Consider the following 2,616-nt stretch of genomic DNA (forward strand, 5'->3'; position numbering starts at 1 on the left):
AGCTCGCTGAGCAGAGAATCCGTGAAGTGGTAAGTACCGGACTCGGTAAAGAATCATACGGCGAAAAACTGGACGAGGTTAAAAATGATGTTGTCGAAGAGCTGACGGATACGGAAGAATATGCTGGTGAAAAAGGCACGATCAAGGAAATCCTGAGTAAAATAGAGAAGCATGAACTCCGGGCATTAATCCTCGAAAAGAAACGACGCATAGACGGACGCTCGCCCGAGGATATCCGGGATATATGGACACAGGTGGATTACCTGGCGCGCACTCACGGTTCAGCTATCTTCACGCGGGGTGAAACACAGGCACTGGTTTCGGTAACACTGGGAACAAAGCAGGATGCCCAGGCGGTAGATACCCTGCTGACCGAGAAAGACAAGACGTTTTTCCTGCACTATAACTTCCCGAATTACAGCGTGGGGGAAGCCGGATTCATGCGTGGGCCCGGCCGCCGCGAAATCGGTCACGGACACCTGGCCGAGCGGTCGATCGGCAGGCTAATGCCTACTTTTGATGAGTTCGGATATGTCATTCGCGTGATCTCCGACATTACGGAGTCCAACGGTTCTTCCTCAATGGCTTCGGTATGCGGTGGATCCATGGCACTTATGGATGCCGGCGTACCGCTGAAAAAACCCGTGGCCGGAATCGCCATGGGGATGATCGTCGGCGACAATGAGTCGGTCGTACTCTCAGATATCCGCGGGGAAGAGGATTTTATGGGAGATATGGACTTTAAAACAGCCGGAAGCCGGGACGGTATCACGGCCTGCCAGATGGATATGAAAGTGAGCGGCATCTCGTACGAGAAGCTTGAGGAAGCCCTTGAGCAGGCCCGTCAGGGACGCCTGCACATTCTGGATAAAATGGCCGAGTCTATTTCAGAACCGAGAGAACATATCTCGGAGTTCGCTCCACAGTTTATCAATATGGAAATTGATGCCGACGAAATCGGATCGGTTATTGGTCCCGGCGGAAAAGTAATCCAGACCCTCCAGAAAGAAACCGATACCGAAATTTGGGTAGAGGAAGATGAAGAACGGAGCGTAGGCAAGATTACGATTACGGCTGATGCGCTTGCCAAAGCTGAAGAAGCGAAGAAACGCATTGAAGGTATTGTGGGACATCTGGAAGAAGGGGCAACCTACCACGGTACGGTAAAAGCCATCAAGGATTATGGTGCTTTTGTCGAGATTGTCCCCGGCAAGGACGGGCTGCTGCACGTCTCTGAAATTAATCACAGTCACGTGGACAATGTAAGTGATGTGTTGTCGGTAGGCGATGAACTTGATGTGAAGCTGCTTAAGGTAGAGCACGGCAACAAGCTTCGCCTCTCGCGCAAAGCATTACTTCCGAAAGAGGGAGAAGAGTAATATTCCGAATACTTCTCCCAAAAGTATTACATGAAACGCCATCTCTTTTTCGGGGTGGCGTTTTTCTTTAAAAGGGCTTTGAAAAACAAACATATCGAATGGCTGGTTTAACCCGGATTTCTCACCAGGAAATTTATCTGTATCATAAGGTTACAACACACGCCATACATCCTTGTGAGAAATACGGGTTCGCTTCCAAGGAGGGTTTCAGCCTGTTAAACCGTCGCACGAGTGTTTAGGCGGACAGAATTGCTAAGGTTTCTTTAAATCAATGTTTAGGTTATCTCAATCATGAAGCAAGAATCTCAGAACCGGGACCTGGTAAATAAAACAATACTGGATAACGGACTTACTATTGTCACCGAGCATTTTGAAAGTGTTAAAAGCGTGGCCGTTGGGATATGGGTAAAGACGGGTAGCCGGAACGAGCGCCAGGAACAGTCGGGAGTGACTCATTTTCTGGAGCATATGTTGTTTAAAGGCACCGACTCGCGCTCCTCATACGACATTGCCATGAGCATGGAATCGGTGGGAGGCTACCTGAATGCGTTTACCTCTTCGGAATATACGTGCTACTATTCGCGTTGTCTCAACACGCAGCTTGACCGGGCGCTGGATGTGCTTTCCGATATGATACTGCACCCCTCATTCCCGAAGGATGAGATACGGAAAGAAAAAAAAGTAGTTATTGAGGAGATGAAGATGTACCGCGATAGTCCGAATGATTATCTTCTCGAACAATTTGTGGCTCACGCTTTCAAGGGACACCCCCTGGGACAGTCGACCCTTGGCTACGAAGAAACGGTCTCCTCTTTTGACCGGGGAGATCTTTATGATTATATGGACGATCGCTACCAGCCGTCCAATCTTTTGGTGGCGGTGGCGGGAAATGTGGATCACAAAAAAGTGGTCAATTTGGTATCCGGTTTTTTTGCCGACGTATCATCCAAAGGGGTGAAGGAGCTGGATCAGACGCTGCCTGATTATGAAATTAATCAGCTTGAGCTCACCAAACCGATAGAGCAGACGCACCTGGTCGCCGGACGCCGGGGATTGGATTACGATCACGGGGACAAGTACCGGCTGTTGTTGGCTAATACCGTGCTGGGAGGAGGGATGAGTTCCCGCCTGCATCAAAATGTACGGGAGAAATACGGTTATTGCTATACGATCACCTCCTTTAATCAGTCGTACAAAGACACCGGCTTGTATGGCATTTACGTAGGCACCGATGAGG

The 2,616-nt window shown here is 49.4% G+C and carries 2 protein-coding genes; both read left to right on the plus strand.

Going from position 1 to position 2,616, the window contains the following annotated elements:
* On the plus strand, positions 1-1,379 hold a 1,379-nt coding region (gene pnp, locus ACESLU_RS14020; protein ID WP_372639255.1), incomplete at its 5' end, for a polyribonucleotide nucleotidyltransferase.
* Positions 1,380-1,670: 291 nt separating this feature from the next.
* Positions 1,671-2,616: M16 family metallopeptidase (locus ACESLU_RS14025; protein WP_372639256.1), on the plus strand; the 946-nt coding region annotated here is incomplete at its 3' end.

It is taken from the genome of Fodinibius sp. (assembly GCF_041642155.1).
Lineage (GTDB): Bacteria > Bacteroidota > Rhodothermia > Balneolales > Balneolaceae > Fodinibius.